Raw genomic sequence first — 18331 nt, 5'->3', positions numbered from 1 at the left:
GTCTGGCGCGTCTTGCTGTGAGCAGCCCGAATGGCGACCTTGAGTCGTTCATCTTCTTGTTGGCGCTGTGACGGTGGACGCTGGCGCCAGTGGTAGAAGCCCGCACGAGAGACCTCCAGCACACGACAGATAACGGAAATGGGATAGATGTCCTTTTGGTTGGCTATCCACGCGTACTTGGCAGTGACTCCTGAGCAAAGTACGCGGCGGCCTTTTTTATGATGTCGCGCTCCATGTTGGCTTGTGCGAGAGCTTTGCGTAGCCGGGCCACTTCAGCCTCCAGCTCGGCGACAGAACGCGCTCCGGGAATGGCCGATGTATCCTTTCCTCCTTTGGCTGCGACCACCCAGTTGCTCAGTGTGCCTTTGGCAATACCCAACCTTCTGGCGGCTTCAGCTTGGCCAAGGCCTTGCTCCAACACCAGTCGAACCGCCTCTGCCCGAAACTCTGGTGAATAGTGTTCTCTCGATTTCATTCAATACCCCCGATTGTCTCATCGTAACAATCGGGACTGTCTGTGAAAATCAGGATACCTCAAAGTCCTCCCACGGGATCCCGGTAGTAAGGACAAACAGAATACCATTGAGAACGGCATAGTCATCGAGGCGTGGACGGCCACCCCGTGGCGAAGGCTGTTGAGGTGGCAGAAGTGGCTGCAAGGACTTCCATAGCTGGTTACTGATGATTTTTCGTGTCATGCCGGCTATGTGGGGATTGGCATCGTTCGAATCAACTTGGTTTTGTTAGCAGCTCTAAGTGCCCGGCATCCCATTCGGGCAATAAAAAAGGCGGGATATCCCGCCTTTGTTCAGATGAGGGTCGCAACCCTTATTTATTCGCAAGCAACCTGCATCACCTTGATGGCCAGACCACCACGGGAGGTTTCACGGTACTTGGAGTCCATGTCCTTGCCGGTGATGTACATAGTCTCGATCACCTTGTCTAGGGAGACGCGCGGCTTGGAGGTACGACGCAGGGCCATACGGGAGGCGTTGACAGCCTTCATGGCTGCGATGGCGTTACGCTCGATGCAAGGCACCTGTACCTGACCGGCAACCGGATCACAGGTCAGACCCAGGTTGTGTTCCATGCCGATCTCGGCAGCTTCGCAGACGTGCTCCGGGCTACCGCCCATCAGCTCGGTCAGACCGGCAGCGGCCATGGAGCAGGAGACTCCCACTTCACCCTGACAGCCTACTTCGGCGCCGGAGATGGAGGCGTTCATCTTGTAGAGGATGCCGACGGCACCGGCAGCCAGATAGAAGCGGGTGTATTCGTCGCGGCCAACCGGCTGGATGAACTTGTCGTAGTAGGCCAGTACGGCCGGGATGATACCGGCAGCGCCGTTGGTCGGGGCAGTGACCACGCGGCCACCGGCAGCATTCTCTTCACTCACGGCCAGAGCGAACATGTTGACCCAGTCAACGATGTTCATCGGGTCGCTCGAGAGGTTCTCGTTGGTGTTGAGCTGACGGTAGAGCGGTGCGGCACGACGGGGTACGCGCAGCGGGCCGGAGAGAACGCCTTCGGTACGGCAGCCGCGCTCGATACCTTCACGCATGGTGTTCCAGATCTTGCCGAACTTCTTGTAGATCTCTTCCGGAGTGTTGAAGCACTTCTCGTTTTCCATCATCAGGGCAGAGATGGAGAGACCGGTCTGGCTGCAGTGGGCAACCAGCTCAGCGGCGCTCTTGAACGGATAGCGTACGGACATGTCGCCGCTGTCAGCCTTGCCGAAGTTCTCTTCGTCAACGATGAAACCGCCACCGATGGAGTAGTAGGTCTTGCTGTAAACCACTTCATCTTCGATCAGGGCAGTCAGCTTCATGCCGTTTTCGTGCAGCGGCAGGGCTTCGTCGTGGAATACCATGGCGTCACGCGGGAAGCTGACGGTGTGGCAGTGCAGGCCGATCGGCAGGCGCTCGGTCTGCTCTACGCGGGAGATAAATTCAGGGATGGCATCGATATCGACGTTTTCCGGCAGGTTGCCGGCCAGGCCCATGATAATGGCGGTGTCGGTGTGGTGGCCTTTACCGGTCCAGGAGAGGGAGCCGTAGACATCGACATTGATGCGGGTGATATCGCGGATCTTGCCGCCTGCGCGCAGTTCGTCAACAAACTGTTTGGCTGCTTTCATCGGGCCAACAGTGTGGGAAGAAGAGGGGCCTACACCGATTTTGAAGATATCAAAAACGCTGATCATGTCACTATTACCTCAGGGTAGAAGGGGGCGGCATGCCCACTCACAGAAATTTGGGAGATCCATGGAACGCGCTTGTCAGCGCAGGTCACAGAACCAGATAACCGTAGTGTAACGGCTCCAGACCTAAAAAAAGTTGAAATAGATCTATTTTTGTTGAATCTGAGGCGCGAGTATAAAATTTATTTTTGTGCTTATCCATTTTGTTAAGCGTTTGCCCATAAAAATACCCGGCGATGCCGGGCATTTCGGAACCAAATGGAGTCATTTGCCGTTTTTTAACATTCGGTAATGTTAACGGCGAGGCCGCCACGGGCCGTTTCCTTGTATTTGGTCTTCATGTCGTTGCCGGTCTCCCACATGGTCTTGATCACCTTGTCCAGCGACACCTTGTGCTCGCCGGTGCCGCGCAGGGCGAGGCGGGCGGCATTGATCGCCTTGACCGCCCCCATGGCGTTGCGCTCGATGCAGGGCACCTGCACCAGTCCGCCTATGGGATCGCAGGTGAGGCCGAGATTGTGCTCCATGCCTATTTCGGCGGCGTTCTCCACCATGGCCGGGCTGCCCCCCAGCAGTTCGGTCAGCGCGCCAGCCGCCATGGAACAGGCGACTCCCACTTCTCCCTGGCAACCCACTTCGGCCCCGGAGAGGGAGGCGTTCTTCTTATATAAGATGCCGATGGCAGCCGCGGTGAGGAAGTAGCGGATCAGCGTCTCGTCATCCACTTTGTGCACGAAGCGATCGTAGTAGTGCAGCACGGCGGGGATGATGCCCGCAGCGCCATTGGTGGGGGCGGTGACCACCCTGCCACCGGCGGCGTTCTCTTCATTGACCGCCAGCGCAAAGAGATCGACCCACTCCATTACCATCAGCGGATCCTTGTTGAAGTTGGTCTCGCAGCTTAACTGGCGGAACAGCCCCGGGGCGCGGCGCCGAACCTTGAGGCCGCCCGGCAGCACCCCTTCGCTTTTGCAGCCTCGCTCGACGCAGCCCTGCATCGCCTGCCAGATCTTGCGCAGCCCCGCTTTTATCTGCTCATCGCTGCGAAATACCCGCTCATTGGCGAGGATAAGCCCCGAGATGGAGAGGCCGCTCTCCTGACAGTGAGCCAGCAGTTGGGCGCCGCTGTCGAACGGGTAGGGGACAGGATGTTCGGCATCAGATTTGGCGGCCTCTTCTTTGGCGGTGGCAAAGTGGCTCTCTTCAATGATGAAGCCGCCCCCGATGGAGTAGTAGGTCTGGCTGAAGCGCAGGTTTTCCTCTTTATCAAAGGCCCGCAGAGTCATGCCATTGGTGTGGGCCGGCAGGGTTTTGCGGCGGTTGAAGATGATGGCACCGGTGCGGGGAAAATGGCTTGGTTGTTCGCCTGCCAGCGGCAGGTTCTGTTCCTTTTCCACTCGAGCCAGAATGGCGGGAATCGCATCGATATCGACCGATTCCGGTTCAAAGCCCGATAACCCCAGAATGATTGCCTTGCCGGTACCGTGCCCTTTGCCGGTCTGGCCCAGCGAGCCGTAACACTCCACTTCGACCCGCGTGACCTGTGGCAGATGGCCTTGCAGCTTGAGCTGCTGGACGAAGGCATAAGAGGCACGCATGGGGCCGACGGTATGGGAAGAGGAGGGGCCAATTCCGATGGAAAACAGGTCAAACACGCTGATCATGACATCAATCCGGTGATGGTTTATGTCTGTTTATTCTAGGATTTTTGACGTGGATGGAAAGCGGGGATGTGCGGTGCTGTGACATGGGCACAGATAATAGGGCTGGGGGTTGCCCAAGAAGGTTGAAGGGGCTGATCCCCTTCAACCGGCCTGAGATCAGTCGAGAAATTCGCACAGATAAGCTGTGGGGGTTTTCACTTCCAGTTTGAAGGAGGAGTGACCGGCCACCAGGAAGGATTCACCCTGGCTGTAGGTGTGCCACTCATCTTCATCAGCCAGCTGGATGGTGAGGGCGCCCTTGATCACAGTCATCCGTTCGGGGGCGGCGGTGTTGAACAGGTAGTCACCGGCGTTCATCACCCCGACGGTTGATTTCTCGCCTTTTTGTTCGAAACCGATGGATTTTACATTTCCGTCGAAATACTCGTTAACTTTCAGCATCTTTACATCCCTGTGTGTACGTTTGTGCAGCCAAACTAGCACAATCTTTTGCCAGTTGTCATGGGGGATGAGGTAAAAATCGCCGAGACCGCTTTGAATCTTCACTTTTTCGCAAACTTATTAATAGCCAAGGTTAATGATTTGCTGATTTAAAACAGCAATTAAATGTGAGATAACACGCGCAAACAGGGGAATGGGCAGCCGCTCATTCCCCTGTTTGGTTAATTGCACTGGGAAAAGTGTGAATTTTGCTACATAAAGGAACATATTGTGTTAACTAAAGGACTCATTAAAAACATCGGCTTCCAGGTTGTGGTCGCCATGGTACTGGGCGCAGTGGTCGGCGCGTTCATGGGTGAACAAGCCACCGTGTTTGCACCGCTCGGTACCCTGTTTATCCAGCTGATCAAGATGCTGGTGATCCCGCTGGTGGCGGTTGCCATCCTCTCCGGCGCCGCCAATCTGGGCGCCAGCCCGGCTGCGGGCAAGATCGGTGCGGCTACGCTGGCCTTCTTCCTCGTGACCTCAGCGTTGGCCGTGTTGCTGGCGCTGGTGATGGGGCAGATCTTCAAACCGGGTGTCGGGGTCGATTTCGCTTCCGTTGCCTCCATGTTTGGCGGTGACTACGCCGATAAAGGGGCGCTGCCGGATGCAGTCGCCACCTTGCTTGGCATGATCCCCACCAACGTCTTCAACTCCCTCAACGAAGCGAACATCCTGCAGATCCTGGTGTTCTGCATGTTCCTCGGCATTGCGCTGGCCAAACAACCACGTGAGCGGGCCAAGCCACTGGTCGATGGGCTCAATACTCTGGTGGATGCCTTTGTCTGGATGATCAACAAGGTGATGATCATCGCACCGCTCGGGGTGTTCGGTCTGATGGCGGAAGCCATCGGTACCTATGGCTTCGACGTGCTGACCCTTGTACTCAAGCTGTTCGTGGTTTATGTGGCAGCCATCCTTATCTTCGGCTTCGTGGTCTATCCGCTGCTGGTGATGATGTTCTCCAACACGCCGGTAATGAAGTACCTCTCTGCCATGAAGAAGCCGCAGATCGTGGCCTTCTCCACCGCCTCTTCCATGGCGACCCTGCCGGTCAATATGGAAACCTGCGAGCATGATCTGAAAGTGACCAACGCGACAGCCTCCTTCGTGTTGCCGCTGGGTGCCACCATCAACATGAGTGGCAACGCCATCTATTACGGTCTGGTCGCCATCTTCTTCGCGCAGGTTTACAACATCGATCTGAGCGTCGGTGCTTGGGCGGCCATCATTGTGACCTCCACTCTGGGGGCGATCGGCCAGGCCGGTGTGCCGGGCCCAAGCTTCCTGGTGGTTGCCGTGCTGCTGGCGGCCGGGATCCCCATTGAAGGGTTGCCGCTGCTGTTCGCGCTGGATCGTCTGTTCGACATGATCCGCACCTCCCTCAATATCACCGGCGATGCGGCCTGTGCTGTCATTGTTGACCGCTTCAGCCCGGAATATGACCCCGAGCGCTGGAACAAGGCATAATTGCTTTGAGCTGGACTGAGATATAACAGCCCTAAGCTGACACTGCGTAACGCGAGCCCCTGCCATGATGGCGGGGGCTTTTTTATATCTGCCAGACAAGTATCAGAGCAAAGGTGTGCACAAGAGATTGCTGACGGATTTAGCTGTGTTGAATGGAGAGTACAGGAGGGGAAAACATCAGTTGTGGGCATGGGCCGTATGGCGTCAACCGGTATGTTGTAGATGCCGAGGTAGGGGATTGTCAAACGGCGGGTAACAAAAAGGGGAGCCTTGCTCCCCTCGGATATGATCTGCTGCTGGTTCTACTCCATCAGGCCATATGGTTAAACCATCCTGGTTAACCCTTGTGGCGAAAGAAACAGCGTCAACGTGATGAAATCATATCTATGTTGACCATCTCGGCATTATTACTGAAAAACGCCAGTTGGTGGCGATTAAACAGACATGGTAAAGAGGGTCGGTCCGGATTGATGCCTCTCTATCCGGCTCAAAACTGTGACAGTGAGGGCAGAGAGACAGCAACCAGGGTGAAAAACACCGTGAAAACGGCAGTAACGACAAACTCTTTCATTTTTCTCTCCCTAAGTTGTTGGTTGATGTAGTCAAGATACCATAACAAGGGGGTAAAACAAGGTGTAAATTGATAAAACAACTGCTTTGTTTGTTCTGTTGGTTGAGATGGCTATTTTTGTCATATTGAGCTGATTTTATCACCTGTCATGACATGTCAGGCATTCAAGATTCTGTTTTTATGGTTATTTTATTTAAATTCAATTAGTTGGTGAGCTGTTGGTTGGTTTGGTGAAAGGTTTTGTATGGAACTCAAATGGCATTTTATAAGTTTTCACCCTCGTAATAGTGTCATTGAAGCCATAAAAAGTGCGCAAGGCAATGATTTGACGATTCCTGACGTAGATAGCCCATCCAAAAGAAGTCTATGGAGAGAGTCTGGTTGCCAGCCCTTGTCACACCATCACTTTATCAGTCCAGAGTCTCTGCATTTTTACAGCAATACACTGGGTTCATAGGGAGGAGAGCGGTGCATCGGGGGGATACAGAGTAGCAGCTGGCTGTTTTATCAGCGCCAATTTCCCCGTTGGCCTCGGAATAGACATGATCGCAGCAAGAGTGAGGTGCGCAATAGGCCAGAGGCGTATTCTCTGGCTGGGCTGGGCTGGGCTGGGCTGGGCTGGGCTGGGCTGGGCTGGGCGCGAGTAGCGATTTGCGTAGCCGGTGCATCTGCGTGAGTCATGTGAGTGCAATACGAGAACTGCGCCGGAGCATGATTGGGGAAGATATCTGAATCCCTTCTGCAAGATTGAGATATAAAAAGCGGCGTATGACGAGGAGGCTGAACAAGCTCGTTTCAGGGTCGACAGAGCACAGGTCAACGCAATCCGGTTCGCAGTGATAAAACATCCACGACAATACCGGAACTCTGTTCGTAGGCTGAAGCAGGTTGCTGTGAGGAGAGGAAGGCTGGTGATCAGTCAGATGGCGCAAGGGTTGGTAATCAGGCAACCCGTATGGTGAGGGCCACACAGCGTGCCGATGCCCCCGTTTTTGTAAGATATTAAAAAACCCTCCGATGGAGGGTTTTTGTCATCAACAACCGGTTAAAAGCCGCGTGGCTTAGAACAGGGTGGTGGAGAGGTTGTACAGCTCCTGATCGAACGGACGCTTCATGTTTTCGATGCAGTCGATAATGTCGTGGTGTACCAGCTCGTTGCGCTGGATACCGACGCAGCGACCACCGTGACCAGCCAGCAGTTGTTCAACGGCGTAAGCACCCATACGGCTGGACATGATGCGGTCACGGGCAGTCGGGGCACCGCCACGCTGGATGTGGCCGAGGATGGTGGCGCGAGTTTCACGACCGGTCAGGGCTTCGATGTCTTTAGCCAGTGCGTTCACGTCGGTTACGTGCTCGCAGATGGTGATGATGGCGTGCTTCTTGCCCTTGGCTTCGCCTTCCTTAATCTGCTTGAGCAGCTTCTCTTTGTCGAAAGCCACTTCCGGTACGATCACATATTCGGCACCACCGGCAACGGCGGCGGACATGGCCAGATCGCCACAGTGGCGACCCATGATCTCGACCACGGAGATACGGTGGTGGGAGCTGCAGGTGTCGCGCAGACGGTCGATTGCGTCAACCACCACGTTCAGGGCGGTATCAAAGCCGATGGTGAAGTCGGTACCGGCGATATCGTTGTCGATGGTGCCCGGCAGGCCGATGCAGGGGAAACCCTCTTCAGTCAGCTTCTTGGCACCCATGTAGGAGCCGTCACCACCGATGACGACCAGCGCATCGATACCGTGTTTTTTCAGGTTTTCGATCGCTTCGGCGCGCACTGCGGGGTCTTTGAAAGCAGGGAAACGGGCGGAGCCGAGGAAAGTACCACCACGGTTCACCACGTCGGAAACGCTGTGACGCTCCAGCTTGACGATGCGATCCTGGTGCAGACCGAGGTAGCCATCATAAATACCGTAAACTTCCAGGCCATGATGCAAACCGGCGCGAACCACGGCGCGAATGGCTGCGTTCATACCCGGTGCGTCGCCACCACTGGTCAAAACACCAATACGTTTGATTTGTTTGGTCATGAGTGCCTCTGGATCTGAGTTGTCAAATACGAATGTTTAAATAGACAAGCCACTTTTACTATATCGGCTTTCATATGGGATGCGGGGGCCACCATAGGAAAAGCGATACAAGAGAGGGGACGAGCCCCTCTCTTTGCCGTAATCAGCGATTACTTGGCAGCGCCAGCGATGATCTGGGAGAAGTCGTCCACTTTCAGGGACGCACCACCGACCAGGCCACCGTCGATGTCCGGCTGACCGAACAGGTCGGCTGCAGTGGCGCCAGTGACGGAACCGCCGTACAGGATCTGTACTTTGGCAGCAACGGCGGCATCAAAACCGGCCAGGTACTGACGGATGTGAGCGTGAACGGACTGAGCGATCTCCGGAGTGGCAGTCTTGCCAGTACCGATGGCCCATACCGGCTCGTAAGCGATAACGGCGTTGTTGAAGGAGGCGATGCCGCAACGGTCGATAACGGCTTTCAGCTGGGTTTCAACCACGTTCTTGGTCACGCCGGCTTCGAACTGCTCCAGAGTTTCACCGATGCACAGAACCGGGATCAGGCCGCCTTTCTGGATCGCTTCGTACTTGGCAGCAACCACGTCGTCAGTCTCTGCGTGCAGGGTACGACGCTCGCTGTGGCCGACCAGAGAGTAGGTGCAACCGAAGGCTTTCAGCATGGAGGGGGCGTTTTCGCCGGTGAAGGCACCAGACTCGTGTACGTCGGCGTTCTGGGCACCGTACGCAATCTTGCTGCCAGCGGTCAGTTGCTCAACCAGACCCAAAAAGATAACCGGCGGGCAGACGGCGACTTGTACAGAAGGATGAGCGGCAGCAGCCGGGGTCAGTCCTTTGATCAGAGCTTCTACAGAAGCCTTGGTGCCGTTCAGTTTCCAGTTACCCATTACCAGGTGCTGTCTCATCTTGTATATCTCCTAGGCATTTGATTGCGCGACATTATATGAATTGAACCGAGCCCAAGATAGCTGACCCGGCGGCAAATGACGTAATTTTTTTTCGCTTTCCTGATCCAAATCAGGAATGAAACGCTTGATCGCTCATTCGTTAACCTGCCCCCGCAAACGAGCCCACCATACCCCAATCCATTCGTGGATGGCAGCTTCGGAATACATCAAATAACGCCCTTTGGGCAAATAACTGTAGAGCGGCTGGGGTACCTGGCTCTGCTTGGCGGTGTAATCGGTGGGGGCCGGCACGGCGTTGAGCCCCTGACCCTGATAGAGGGCCATGGCGCGCGGCAGGTGGGTGGCAGAACTGACCAGCGCCACCTCTTTTCCTTTCAGATGGCGGCTGATACTGACCGCCTCATCATGAGTGTCTTTGTTGTTTTCAAACAACGCCATTCGCGAACGGGGTATGCCGAGGCTCTCGGCCATCCGGGCGTTGACCTCGGCATTGGAGAGGGCATCCCCCGATACATAGCCGGAGAAAACCAGCTCGGCGTCGGGATAGGCCTCGGCAAGGCGAACCCCTTCGAGGGTGCGGGCCAGGGCGATATTGTTCTGCCAACTGCGCATCGGCACCGCCGGGTCGCTGACATGGCCATTGCCAAGCACCACGATGGCGTCGATGTTGGGATGCTTGCTCACCTCGAACGGCGGGAAGGTCTGCTCCAGGCCGCGGGCCAGTTCATAGCTCATTGGCCGCATCCCCATCAGCGCCACAATGAGCAGCGAGAGAGTGGCCAGCAGCTTGCCGGTTTTCTGAAAACGGGTGAACCAGAGCAGCAGCAGGGCGATCAGCAGCAGGGAGAGGGAGAAGGGGAGCGGCATCAACAGTTGACCAAGCCACTTTTTGAGCACAAACACGGCAGACACTTCCTTGAGTTTTCAGCAAATTCGGGATGTGACAGAATACCTCTCTTTTTTGGGATGGCCACAACCCTGTGGCGCTAATGTTGAGTTTCTCCTTGAAGCACGATCAGAGTTTTGACGGGCGCGCCGACAAGTTCGCCCGCAACATTTACGACTCCACCAAGGGGCGCATCCGCACCACCATTGTCTGGAGCGACATCGAAGCCTGCCTGGCCCGCCTTGGCAACCGACCGCTGCGCATCCTCGATGCAGGGGGCGGTTTTGGCTATTTCGCCCAGAAGCTGGCGGCCATGGGCCATCAGGTGGAGCTGTGCGATCTGTCAGCAGAAATGCTGGAACTGGCCCGCAGCCAGATCGCCGAGAAGGGGCTGGAAGACAAAATTCGTCTCATCCATTGCCCCATTCAGGATCTGAAGCAACACGTGACCGGTACCTTTGATCTGGTGCTCTGCCATGCGGTGCTGGAGTGGCTCGCCGAGCCGCGCCAGACCTTGCTGGGTCTGTTCCCTTTCGTCAATGCCGGGGGCATACTGTCGCTGCTTTTTTACAACCGTCATGGCTTGCTGTTCCAGAGCCTGGTGGTGGGCAATTTTGACTATGTGCGCCTTGGCCTTCGCAAGAAGCGCCAGACCGCGCTTACGCCCACCAATCCCCAGTTGCCGGAACAGGTCTATGACTGGATTGGTCGCGGGGGGCTGCGCATCATCGGCAAGACCGGGGTGCGGGTGATCCACGACTATATGCGTCACAAGCAGGATCAGGTGGAGAAGTTCGACGATCTGCTGGCCATGGAGCAGCAATATTGCCGTCAGGAGCCTTTTGTCGCCCTCGGTCGCTATATCCATGTGATGGCCCAGAAGCCGGCCAGCTGATTGCTCGCTGTTCACGTCGATGTGAACCATGTTTTCGATGCTACCGGATGTAGCCGCGCGCACGATTTTGCGCCCAATACAACAACGAGATGACAACATCATGATGAGTACATCCCGTACCCTGCCAGAGCGTTCTTTGCCGGAGCTAGTAGGGTGGGTCAGGCAGGAGGGGTTGGCGTTGAGCCTGCCGACCGATCGGCTGGCCTTTCTGATTGCAATCAAGACGCTATCCGAAGATGAGTCGGACCTGTCGGAAGCGGCGCTGCACGATGCCTTTGGCTATGTCAGCAGCGCCTTCGGCCAGATGGACGAGACCCTCACCGGTCGCGCCAACAACGCCATCAACGATCTCATTCGCCAGCAGCTGCTGTCGCGCTTCAACACCGACATGGTGGCGGGGGAGAGCCTCTACCGCCTGTCGCGCCTGGGGGTGAGCATCGTCGACTTCTTTATGGATCAGCGTCAGGTTGACTCCATCAAGCTCTCCATTCTGCTCGAACACCTGGCTGCCGAGCTCGACACCGCCCGCAAGGCGGCGCTCGAGACCAACACCCGCGAGCAGTGGGATGCCGAGGTGCTGCCGCGCCTCACCTTCTCGCTGGAAGAGACCCTGGGGCGAATTGATCTCACCCAGCGTGCCATGGATGAGCAGCAGAATCAGGTCAAGAGCGAGATCGCGGCCCTGCTGACCCAGAACTGGGTCGATGCCATTCACAGCTGCGAAAAACTGCTGCACGAGACCGGCCAGACCCTGCGCGAGCTGCAGGATACCCTGGACGCTGCCGGCCACCGCCTGCAGGCAGGGCTACTCAACATTCAGGAAGCGGCGCAGGGGCGCGATGATCTGTTCCACGTCGAGGAGCTGACTCACGCCTTGCAGGGGCGTCTTGACGTCATCACCAGCTGGGGTCAGCAGTGCATCGAGCTCTGGTCCCGCTACGACAGACACGTCCACAAATTTATCCGCAACGCCATCGACATGGACAAGAACCGTGCCTTCAGCCAGCGGCTGCGCGAGTCCATCCGCAATTTCGAGCAGCACAACTGGCAGCTGCGGGTGGCCGAAGAGCCCCGTCTGCTGGAGCTGCGCGACGAAACCATCGCCATCCACGACGAGGAGGTGACCGGTGAGGTGCCCCTCGAGATGGAGTACGTCGAGATGGTGGATATCAACCAGGAGCTGGCCGAGCGAATAGAGCGCTATCTGGCCCGCTACCCCGAGCAGGGGCAGCATCTGGATCTGGCCGATGTGCTGCGGGAATACCTGCTGGATTACCCGGCTCATGCCCACTTCGATGTGGCGCGTCTTCTGATCGACCAGGCCGTGCGCCTGGGCCATGCTAGCGGCGAGCGCGAACTGCATCGCCAACCCGCATGGAAACCCATTAACCAAGCTGGATCCAAGGTTCAGGCCTATGTCATTGATCAATACTGAGTTTCCCTTGCCGCTGCGGCTCGCAGAGGCGATTGCCAACCCCTTGTTTCCGCGCATCGACACCGCCTTGCGCTCCGGTCGCCACATCAGTGCCGACGAGTTCGAGCAGCATTCGGCGCTGGTCGAATATCACAGCGAGCTGGAGATCTTCTACGGCCGCTATCAGGTGGAGCTGATCAAGGCGCCGGAAGGCTTCTTCTACCTGCGTCCGCGCCCGAGCTCCGACATCGGCACCACTGTGCTCTCCGAGCTCGATATGCTGGTGGGCAAGGTGCTCTGCTACCTCTATCTGAGCCCGGATCGTCTGGCTTCTGAAGGGGTATTCGCCATGGCCGAGCTGCAAGAAGAGGTGCTGAGTCTCGCCGACGAGAAGCAGCTGCTGCGGATGGTCAACAGCCGCTCCGGCGGTACCGATCTCGACAAAAAGAAGCTGCTCGAAAAGATCCGCACCTCCATGCGTCGCCTGCGCCGTCTTGGCATGATCACCGCCCTTGGCAATGGGGATAAATTCCGTGTCAACGAATCGGTGTTCCGTTTCGCCGCTGACGTGCGTTCCGATGAAGATCCGCGTGCCGTTCAACTGCGGATGATCCAGGAGGGTGAAGCTATCTTCCACGACGACGAAATGCCGAGCAGCGACTCGCTCTTTGATGACATCGAGGCGGATCTCGATGAAGAACAACTGGATCTGGAGGTATAACCGGTGCGAGGCAAGTTCAAATCCCTGACCATGGTCAACTGGAACGGCTTCTTTGCCCGGACCTTCGATCTCGACCAGCTGGTCACCACCCTTTCCGGCGGCAACGGTGCGGGCAAGTCCACCACCATGGCGGCCTTTATCGCAGCGCTCATCCCCGATCAGTCACTGCTTCACTTCCGCAATACCACGGAAGCGGGATCGAGCAGCGCCTCCCGTGACAAGGGGCTCTACGGCAAACTGCAGCGCGGCCACTGCTATTCACTTTTGGAAGTGATGAACAGCCGCGAGCAGCGGATCTGGGTTGGCGTGCACCTCGAGCAGGTGGCCAACCGCGACAACAAGGTCAACATCACCCCGTTTGCGCTGGTGGATGTGCCGGAAAATCTGGCTCCGACCGATCTGCTGCTGGAGAAGCTTGATGGCGGCAAGGGGCGGGTACGCGCCTTTACCGATCTGAAAGGGGCGGCCGCCGAGCTGGGGGCGCTGAAAGTCGCCAAATTCAATACGGTGACCGACTATCACAACTTCATGTTCGAGTTCGGCATCACCCCGAAGAAGCTGCGTGACCAGAAGGATCGCGGCAAGTTTTATCGCCTGATCGAGGCATCCCTCTACGGCGGCATCTCCTCGTCCATCAGCCGTTCCCTGCGCGAATACCTGCTGCCGGAGAACTCCGGGGTGCGCAAGGCGTTTGCAGACATGGAGGCGGCCATCTATGAAAACCGCCGCACGCTGGAGGCCATCAAGGAGACCCAGGGTCAGCGGGATCTGTTCAAGAACCTGATCACCGAAACCACCCACTATGTGGCAGCGGACTATGTGCGCAACGCCGCCGAGAAGAGCCGCCTCTCCGAGCTGGCCCTCAAGGCTCGCCAGGAGCTGGCCGACAAGCGCCGCATTCTGGCCGAAGAGAAGCAGCGCGCCATCTATCTGGTGGATGAGGTGGAGCAGCTCACCAACCGCGAAAAACTGCTGACCGACGAGCTGGAGTCTGCCTCCGAGCATCTGGCCAAGGTGATGGCGGCGGTTTCTCTGCAGAAGAAGATCGAGATGTATCGCGCCGATCTGGCGGATCTCTCTGACAAACTCGAGCAGCAGCAAGCGGTGGTGGAGGAGATCCACGGCCAGTTGCTGGAGGTGGAAGAGCGCAAGGAGCTGGCGCAGGCAGAAGTCGACAGCCTCAAGACCCAGCTGGCCGACTACCAGCAGGCGCTCGATATCCAGCAGACCCGCGCCATCCAGTACCGTCAGGCGGTGCAGGCCCTCGATGCTGCCCGCGAGCAGTGCGAGTTGCCGGGGCTGACCGCCGAACAGGCGAGCGACACCCTGCACCAGTTCCGCGCCGCCGAGCAGAGCCTCACCAGCCGGGTGCTGGGGGCTGAACAGCAATTGGCGCTGGCCAAGGCGGCGGTGGCCGAGCACGAAGCGGCGCTGGCGCTGCTGCTCAGCATCGCTCCGGAGACAGTACGCGAGGCCGCCTGGCCTACCGCGCAGGCGCTGCTCAAGCGTCACATCGAAGACAAGGCTCGCATTGCCCAGGGGCAGGGGCTGCGCGCCGCGCTGGCTCGCCTCGAGAAAGAGAGCGAAAGCCAGAAGAGTCTCTTCAAGCTGCGCGATGAGCTGCAGCAGGCCTCTGGCCAGTTGATTGCCAGCAGCGATGAGCTGGAGATCTTCCTCGAAGCCCAGCGTACCCGTCAGGAGGAGCTCTCCGAGCAGCAAGCCGAGGTGAATCAGCGCCGTGCCAGCCTCGAACATCAGGGCACCCAGTTGGGTCGCGATATTGCGGAGCTCACCAAGCTGGCTCCGCGCTGGCTGAAATCGTTCGAGAAGCTCGAGCAACTGCGTGAGCAGAGCGGTTTGCCGCTCGCCACCGCCGAAGAGCTTTCGGCCGGTATGCAAACCGTGCTCGACAAGGAGCGCGAGTTCGAGCAGGAGAGCAACCGCATCGCGGCGCATAAACAGGCGCTGGAGCTGCAAATTCGCAACCTGCAGTTGGGGGCTGGCGAGGCGGATCCCCGTCTTGCCCGCATCGCCGAGCAGGTGGGGGGCGTGCTGCTCTCCGACGTCTATGACGACATCTCCATCGACGATGCCCCTTACTACTCCGCGCTCTACGGCCCGGCTCGCAGCGCTCTGGTAGTGCTCGACCTTGAAGGCGCCATCGAGCGGCTGAAAAAGCTGGAGGATTGCCCGGAAGATATCTACCTGATTCAGGGCAACCCCGACTCCTTTGACGAGGATCTGGTGGAGGCGGACGAGCTGGGAGACGCCGTGCTGGTGCGCACCAGCAAGCGTCAGGTGCGCTTCTCCCGCTACCCCGAGCTGCCGCTGTTTGGTCGCGCCGCGCGGGAAAAACGGATCGAGCAGCTCGACCTTGAGCGTGAAGGGCTGATCGAGGGTTATGCCAAGGCCGCTTTCGAGCAGCAGAAGTACCACCGTCTCTACGGTCACTTCCGCGACTTTATCGGTCAGCATCTGGATATCGCCTTCCGCCCCGACCCGGAAGCCGAAGTGCAGGCCAAACAGGCCGAGCTGCGCGCGCTGCAAGGTGCCATCGGTGAGTGCGACAAGCAGCTGAGTGATGCCAAAGCGGCCGCCGCCCAGCTGACCCGCCATATCCAGCTGGTGCAGGGGATGCTGCCCTTTGCCCACCTGTTTGCCGAAACTGAACTGGCGGCCCGCCTCGAGGCGGCTCATGCCGATGTGGAAGCGCTGAAACAGGCCGAAGCCTTTATCGCCAAACACGGCAAGTCGCTGGAAAAGCTGGAAACCATGGTGCAAGTGCTGCGTCAGGATCCGCAGGATCTTGCGGCGCTGCAGGCAGCTTACGATGAGGTGAGCGACCTGCTGGCCGAGCAGAAGCGCCGTTGCTACGCCCTCGATCAGTTGGTGGCCCGTCTGCCGCACTTTGCCTATCAGGATGCGCAAGATCTGCTGGGCAAGGCCTCCGAGATGAGCGAGCGACTCAAAGAGAAGCTGAAAGCGGCTGAGCTGGCGGCCCGCACCGCTGGTGAGCAGCACAAGCAGATTGCCCAGCGCCACACCGAGGCGTTGCAACTGCGTACCGCGCTTAACTCCAGCGTCGAAGCCAAGCGCCAGACCCTGACCGAGTTTGAGCAGGAGCTGGCGGCCATGGGCCTGACCCTCTCTGACGATATGGAGGAAAAGGCGCGCGCCCACAAGAAAGAGATTGAAGAGCTGCTGATCCGCACCCGTTCCCGTCGCACCAGCGCCGAGGCCCAGTTGCAGGTGACCAAGCGCGAGATCGAATCCCTCGGTGGCCGTCTCAAGCTGGAAGGGAAGGATTACTACAGCGCCCGTAAATCCCTGGTGGGTCACAAGGCGAGCTGGTCGCGGGTGGTGCGGCTGGCGCGGGAGACCGATGTCGAGAAGCGCCTCAACAAGCGTGAGCTGGCGTACCTTGACAGCGACGAGTTGCGTTCAATGTCGGACAAGGCCCTCGGCGCCCTGCGGGTGGCGGTGGCCCACGACGAGGCCCTGCGCGATGCGCTGCGTCTCTCCGAGGGCAACCGCAGCACCGAGCAGAAGGTCGCCTTCTACGTGCAGGTCTACCGTTACCTCAAGGATCGTATCCGCAACGACATCATCCGCTCCGATGATCCGGTTGAGGCGATCGAGGAGATGGAGATCGAGCTGGCCCGTCTGGCTGACGAGCTCAAGCAGCGGGAAACCCACCTGTCGCTCTCCTCCCACGAAGTGGCGGCCAAGATCACCAACATCATCCGCCGCGAGCAGAACCGCATCCGGGTGCTCAACCAGGGCTTGCAGAACATCGCCTTCGGTCTGGTGCGCGGGGTGCGCCTCAACGTCAATATCCGCGAGGCCCACACCCGTCTGCTGACGGCGCTGGCCGATCAAACCGCCATGCACAACGATCTGTTCGCCGACAAGGAGCTCAGCTTCTCCGAGGCGATGGCCAAGCTGTTCCAGCGCCTCAATCCGCAGATCGAGCAGGGGGATCGCAGCTATCAGGTAATGGGCGACGTGTTGCTCGACTATCGCAACTATCTGGAGCTGGAGATCGAGGTGCAGCGCGGGGCCGATGGCTGGCTGCGTGCCGAGAGCGGTGCGCTCTCCACCGGCGAGGCGATCGGTACCGGTCAGGCCATCCTGCTGATGGTGCTGATCAGCTGGGAGGAGGAGTCCCGCCGTCTGCGCGGCAAGGATATCGCCCCCTGCCGTCTGTTGTTCCTCGACGAAGCGGCCCGTCTGGATGGCAAATCCATCGCCACCCTGTTCGAGCTGTGCGAGCGGCAGGATATGCAGCTGCTTATCGCGGCGCCCGAGAACATCAGCCCCGAGAAGGGCACCACCTACAAGCTCATCCGCAAGGTACAGGGCAAGCACGAGCATGTGCATGTGGTAGGCCTGCGCGGCTTCGGCTTTGCCGATGACAAGCTGATTGCCTGAGAAGTCTCTGGCCCATCCCGTCACGGGATGACCGGTAACTAGTTGAAAGGGAGGCATTTGCCTCCCTTTTTACATGGAAGATATGGCAAAGTAGCCGCACCGTCGCTGCTGCCTGACAACAAGGCGAGTAACATGGCGAGTGCCTTGGAGCTATGGCAAGGTGAGAGGTTGCTTGCAAACATGCCGCGAGCATCACGGACTGCATCGAAGAGTAAAAATAACGCAGAGCGAAAAGAAGAGAGGAGAGGGGGAAAGGTGCAACATATCCAGAAAGGGCTGCTGTTATCTCTTTGCCTGCTGCTGGCGGCCTGTAGCAGCCGTTATGACGAGAGTCACGGCGGTAGCTGGCGCGGCTATAGCGAGACCGGTTACGCCAGCTATTATGCCGACCGTTATCATGGCAAAAAGACCGCCAGCGGCGAGATCTATCGCAACAACCTCAATAGCGCCGCCCATATGGAATTGCCCTTTGGCTCCATGGTGCGGGTCACCAACCTCGCCAACGGCAAGAGCGTAGTGGTCAAGGTCAATGACCGTGGCGCCTTTAAAAGCGGGCGTATTATCGATCTCTCCAAATCTGCCTTTAGCGCCATCGGCAATATTCGCGACGGGATTATCAAAGTAAAAATAGAGGTGCTCTAGGCTGGGTGAACCC

At 58.0% G+C, this 18331-nt stretch carries 12 protein-coding genes and 2 pseudogenes; 6 read left to right on the top strand and 8 right to left on the bottom strand.

What is annotated here, in order from left to right; genetic code table 11:
• From AB5Y97_RS12835 to AB5Y97_RS12815, 5 genes and pseudogenes are all read right to left on the bottom strand, one after another.
• Positions 1-475: pseudogene (locus AB5Y97_RS12835) on the bottom strand (IS3-like element ISAeme20 family transposase); the annotation flags it as partial.
• Positions 476-539: 64 nt separating this feature from the next.
• Positions 540-698, bottom strand: a pseudogene (locus AB5Y97_RS12830) (transposase); the annotation flags it as partial.
• Between the two features lie 134 nt (positions 699-832).
• Positions 833-2203: an L-serine ammonia-lyase gene (locus AB5Y97_RS12825; RefSeq protein WP_021230001.1), complete on the bottom strand. Its 1371-nt coding sequence runs from the start codon at positions 2201-2203 to the stop codon at positions 833-835.
• Between the two features lie 275 nt (positions 2204-2478).
• A complete protein-coding gene (locus AB5Y97_RS12820) occupies positions 2479-3864 on the bottom strand; it encodes an L-serine ammonia-lyase (RefSeq protein ID WP_005336843.1) in 1386 nt (461 codons plus the stop codon).
• 156 nt (positions 3865-4020) lie between these two features.
• The gene (locus AB5Y97_RS12815) at positions 4021-4305 is read right to left on the bottom strand and encodes a pyrimidine/purine nucleoside phosphorylase (protein ID WP_005336842.1); all 285 of its coding nucleotides are present in this window, start codon (positions 4303-4305) and stop codon (positions 4021-4023) included.
• Positions 4306-4575: 270 nt separating this feature from the next.
• Here AB5Y97_RS12815 and AB5Y97_RS12810 point away from each other — a divergent pair, with 270 nt between their 5' ends.
• Positions 4576-5817: a dicarboxylate/amino acid:cation symporter gene (locus AB5Y97_RS12810; protein ID WP_005360943.1), complete on the top strand. Its 1242-nt coding sequence runs from the start codon at positions 4576-4578 to the stop codon at positions 5815-5817.
• A 1632-nt stretch (positions 5818-7449) separates the two neighbouring features.
• Here the strand turns inward: AB5Y97_RS12810 and pfkA are convergent.
• From pfkA to elyC, 3 genes are all read right to left on the bottom strand, one after another.
• Positions 7450-8421, bottom strand: coding sequence for a 6-phosphofructokinase (pfkA, locus tag AB5Y97_RS12805; protein ID WP_005336840.1), 972 nt, complete (start codon positions 8419-8421; stop codon positions 7450-7452).
• Positions 8422-8570: 149 nt separating this feature from the next.
• A complete protein-coding gene (gene tpiA, locus AB5Y97_RS12800; protein WP_047440675.1) occupies positions 8571-9326 on the bottom strand; it encodes a triose-phosphate isomerase in 756 nt (251 codons plus the stop codon).
• 135 nt (positions 9327-9461) lie between these two features.
• Complete coding sequence (elyC, locus tag AB5Y97_RS12795) at positions 9462-10232, bottom strand: envelope biogenesis factor ElyC (protein WP_201946409.1); 771 nt, start codon at positions 10230-10232, stop codon at positions 9462-9464.
• Positions 10233-10333: 101 nt separating this feature from the next.
• Here elyC and cmoM point away from each other — a divergent pair, with 101 nt between their 5' ends.
• The 5 genes from cmoM to AB5Y97_RS12770 all read left to right on the top strand — a co-directional run bounded on the left by cmoM (position 10334) and on the right by AB5Y97_RS12770 (position 18318).
• Complete coding sequence (cmoM, locus tag AB5Y97_RS12790) at positions 10334-11110, top strand: tRNA uridine 5-oxyacetic acid(34) methyltransferase CmoM (RefSeq protein WP_031227571.1); 777 nt, start codon at positions 10334-10336, stop codon at positions 11108-11110.
• Between the two features lie 100 nt (positions 11111-11210).
• Positions 11211-12545 carry a chromosome partition protein MukF gene (mukF, locus tag AB5Y97_RS12785; RefSeq protein ID WP_042080843.1) on the top strand — a complete coding sequence of 445 codons (1335 nt, stop codon included), beginning with the start codon at positions 11211-11213 and terminating at the stop codon, positions 12543-12545.
• On the top strand, positions 12526-13245 hold the full coding sequence (mukE, locus tag AB5Y97_RS12780) for a chromosome partition protein MukE (RefSeq protein ID WP_005345759.1): 720 nt from the start codon (positions 12526-12528) through the stop codon (positions 13243-13245). The genes mukF and mukE overlap by 20 nt, the downstream gene beginning before the upstream one ends.
• Before the next feature lie 3 nt (positions 13246-13248).
• Positions 13249-17676: a chromosome partition protein MukB gene (mukB, locus tag AB5Y97_RS12775; RefSeq protein ID WP_157160721.1), complete on the top strand. Its 4428-nt coding sequence runs from the start codon at positions 13249-13251 to the stop codon at positions 17674-17676.
• Positions 17677-17931: 255 nt separating this feature from the next.
• On the top strand, positions 17932-18318 hold the full coding sequence (locus tag AB5Y97_RS12770; RefSeq protein WP_201946412.1) for a septal ring lytic transglycosylase RlpA family protein: 387 nt from the start codon (positions 17932-17934) through the stop codon (positions 18316-18318).
• Positions 18319-18331: the final 13 nt, after the last annotated feature.

The organism is Aeromonas sp. R10-2 (assembly GCF_040908445.1).
Lineage (GTDB): Bacteria > Pseudomonadota > Gammaproteobacteria > Enterobacterales > Aeromonadaceae > Aeromonas > Aeromonas veronii.
Note: the sequence above shows the minus strand (reverse complement) of the source record. Positions and strands in the feature narration are given on the sequence as shown.

Bases quoted from the DNA above. Each gene is read 5' to 3' on its own strand.
- AB5Y97_RS12825 (WP_021230001.1), bottom strand. From the start codon at position 2,203: ATGATCAGCGTTTTTGATATCTTCAAAATCGGTGTAGGCCCCTCTTCT.
- AB5Y97_RS12820 (WP_005336843.1), bottom strand. From the start codon at position 3,864: ATGATCAGCGTGTTTGACCTGTTTTCCATCGGAATTGGCCCCTCCTCT.
- AB5Y97_RS12815 (WP_005336842.1), bottom strand. From the start codon at position 4,305: ATGCTGAAAGTTAACGAGTATTTCGACGGAAATGTAAAATCCATCGGT.
- pfkA (WP_005336840.1), bottom strand. From the start codon at position 8,421: ATGACCAAACAAATCAAACGTATTGGTGTTTTGACCAGTGGTGGCGAC.
- tpiA (WP_047440675.1), bottom strand. From the start codon at position 9,326: ATGAGACAGCACCTGGTAATGGGTAACTGGAAACTGAACGGCACCAAG.
- mukF (WP_042080843.1), top strand. From the start codon at position 11,211: ATGATGAGTACATCCCGTACCCTGCCAGAGCGTTCTTTGCCGGAGCTA.
- mukE (WP_005345759.1), top strand. From the start codon at position 12,526: ATGTCATTGATCAATACTGAGTTTCCCTTGCCGCTGCGGCTCGCAGAG.